Source organism: Rugamonas violacea (assembly GCF_016461825.1).
Classification (GTDB): Bacteria; Pseudomonadota; Gammaproteobacteria; order Burkholderiales; family Burkholderiaceae_D; genus Rugamonas.
Genome location: NZ_JAEMNU010000106.1, coordinates 1 through 2166 on the forward strand (window position 1 = coordinate 1; position 2166 = coordinate 2166).

Annotated in this window: 5 protein-coding genes; 1 reads left to right on the forward strand and 4 read right to left on the reverse strand. The window is 54.5% G+C overall.

Features of this window, described 5'->3' with window-relative positions; translation table 11 throughout:
• The first annotated feature begins 175 nt into the window (after nucleotides 1–175).
• Nucleotides 176–478, forward strand: coding sequence for a hypothetical protein (locus H7U20_RS19630; RefSeq protein WP_199760835.1), 303 nt, complete (start codon nucleotides 176–178; stop codon nucleotides 476–478).
• 109 nt (nucleotides 479–587) lie between these two features.
• On the opposite strand, the gene H7U20_RS31110 is transcribed toward H7U20_RS19630, so the two are convergent.
• The 4 genes from H7U20_RS31110 to H7U20_RS30390 all read right to left on the reverse strand — a co-directional run.
• Complete coding sequence (locus H7U20_RS31110; protein ID WP_458351872.1) at nucleotides 588–737, reverse strand: DUF7673 family protein; 150 nt, start codon at nucleotides 735–737, stop codon at nucleotides 588–590.
• 189 nt (nucleotides 738–926) lie between these two features.
• On the reverse strand, nucleotides 927–1370 hold the full coding sequence (locus H7U20_RS19635; RefSeq protein WP_199760836.1) for a hypothetical protein: 444 nt from the start codon (nucleotides 1368–1370) through the stop codon (nucleotides 927–929).
• 97 nt (nucleotides 1371–1467) lie between these two features.
• Entirely contained in the window at nucleotides 1468–1956 is a 489-nt protein-coding gene (locus tag H7U20_RS19640; RefSeq protein WP_199760837.1) for a hypothetical protein, read from the reverse strand.
• Nucleotides 1957–1958: 2 nt separating this feature from the next.
• Nucleotides 1959–2166: hypothetical protein (locus tag H7U20_RS30390; RefSeq protein WP_233410920.1), on the reverse strand; the 208-nt coding region annotated here is incomplete at its 5' end.

Consider the following 2166-nt stretch of genomic DNA (forward strand, 5'->3'; position numbering starts at 1 on the left):
CTGCTGAATAGTGTTTCACTGCCCGTCTTTGCTCCGCCCCCTGTACGATTACGAGAAATCAGATGACGCGACAACTATCCTGACACAGGGGGGGAACAGCCTTGGTCCGTTCGCTGGCGCGCCGTGTTTGCTACTATGTCGGCCTTGGTCAACGTGGTGCGAACGGAGGGGTGTGATGGCGCGGGATATATATGCGTACCGGCAGGTGGCGGTGGAGTCGGTGTGGCGGGCGGGGCGGGTCGAGATTCATCCGGTGCCGGGACAGGCGTTTTCGCCGGAGTTGCTGGTGCAGTGCGCGCGGCGGATGGCCGATACGGATGTCTATCCGCTGGGCACGCGCTTTTTGCTGTCGGCCAAGCTGACCGACCGGCTGGGCGGCACGCCCTATCTGTACGCCTGGCACGGGGACGCCGACGTGGTGTTGTCGGCGCCGGCCTGCAAGAAGTTCCTCGCTGAGTTCAAACGCGGCCGGATTTGATCAACGTGCGGGGTACGAGGGGAAGCTGCTCGTTGTCTAGTGCGCCACTTTCAGGACGCCGGCGCCGGCCTGATTGGCCTGGCGGCGCCAAGTGATTTTCCTTGGCGGCTTAGGTTAAAAATTCAGGTCGCCACTCGCGTACAACCGCAGCAAACTCAGCATCGAAGCCCAGCTTGTCCGAATAAATTTTATTACGACCGACGAACGCGAAGACGGCAATCATGTCCTCAACAATGGCCTCGTCGCATCCCTGCCGCAAGGTCCATGCGCGCCCGAATAGAGCTAAGATCGGACAAACTGCTCAATACAGTGCAGATCATTTGTTTTTCCATATAAACGATTTATATAATTTCGACTCCGCGAAACTATTTTCCTATTGGCGGTGAGCGCGTCGTTCAGCAACCCAGCTCTACGAAGTAGGAGTCAGCCTCAATAGTTAGGTGAGGCATCATTTCATACTTGGCATTGGTTGACTCGCATACGACGTGCCAAGCGCATGCGAAAGGTTCAGCGCTGCAATCTGTGCTGGATTCAGCTCAAGCAACTTTGGATCAGCTGCTTTTGCAAATGCGATCATGGCGCCTTCGACCTCGGGAGCCTCAACCATGCTCAACTCAGCTACGTAGAGTTCTCGAAACCGACGTTTTGCGTTCGCTACGTCTTCCGGTTTGTGGCCATCTGGCGTAGCGATTACTGCTGAGGCCTTGACGGTCTCCAGGTAGACCGCCCTTCGCAGGTCATGAAACGGCTTCGCAACTTCAACCGCGCGTGCTTCTGCCGCCCTCTGCTGCGTAGTGTTGAAGCTCACGACACTGATGACGACGCCCACAACGACACTCACTACTTGAACGGTTGCGGCGACCAGTTCGAACGCGCTCTTCGGATCTGCCATTTCTTTTCCTTCATTGGTCGGCCCATGCCAACCCTCTCAGTGCGAAAGCCCGGTCTGGCTGGGCGTATAGGTACTGCTGGGATTTTCCTTGGCGTTATCAGTTCGCCTTGCAATACTGCAAAGCAAGGTAGGGCGGTCGGTTATTGTGTGGTTTGCCCTCACCCACTTTGGAAGTGTCTGCCGTTCGCAACTCCTGATGACTATGGCAGCCCTCAACTCCACAATTACCGCCGACGGTATCCATATAAGTATATTTATGATCATGAGGCGGAAGTTCTGGGATAGTCAAAATATGAGCCTCCTCTCCTCCAACGTCGAGCGGTTGATATTTGCTTAAACTTTGGTTGTTACCGTCTTTGTTTTCATGCGTGCCTGCGCCAACCATGAATCGTCCGCCGGCCATTGAATAAGTATCCCAGCCATCAGGACACTTCCCTTCGAATGCAGCAATTTGTCCGGGCGTAGTGGACGGTCTCACCAACCATCTTGTAAGGCCTGGCACTACCGCGATGATCGCAGCTGTAACAGCGCCGCCGATAACTGCGATGACTATTCCCTCAACAATTCTACCGCGATCCATTGGCATGATTAATCCTCAAATATTTGGACAAATTGGGCTAAGTTTTCTCGATCACTCGCGGCGTGTTGTCGGATGCCGGCGCGCAATTTTCCTTTAAAAGGTAATTGCGCGCAGCCGCGCCAGTGCTGTGGTCTAATTTGCCTGGACACCTCAATAGGTGGAAAATCCACCATCTGAGGAGTGATACATGGCAACAAGAAAGCGAAAGACATTCGA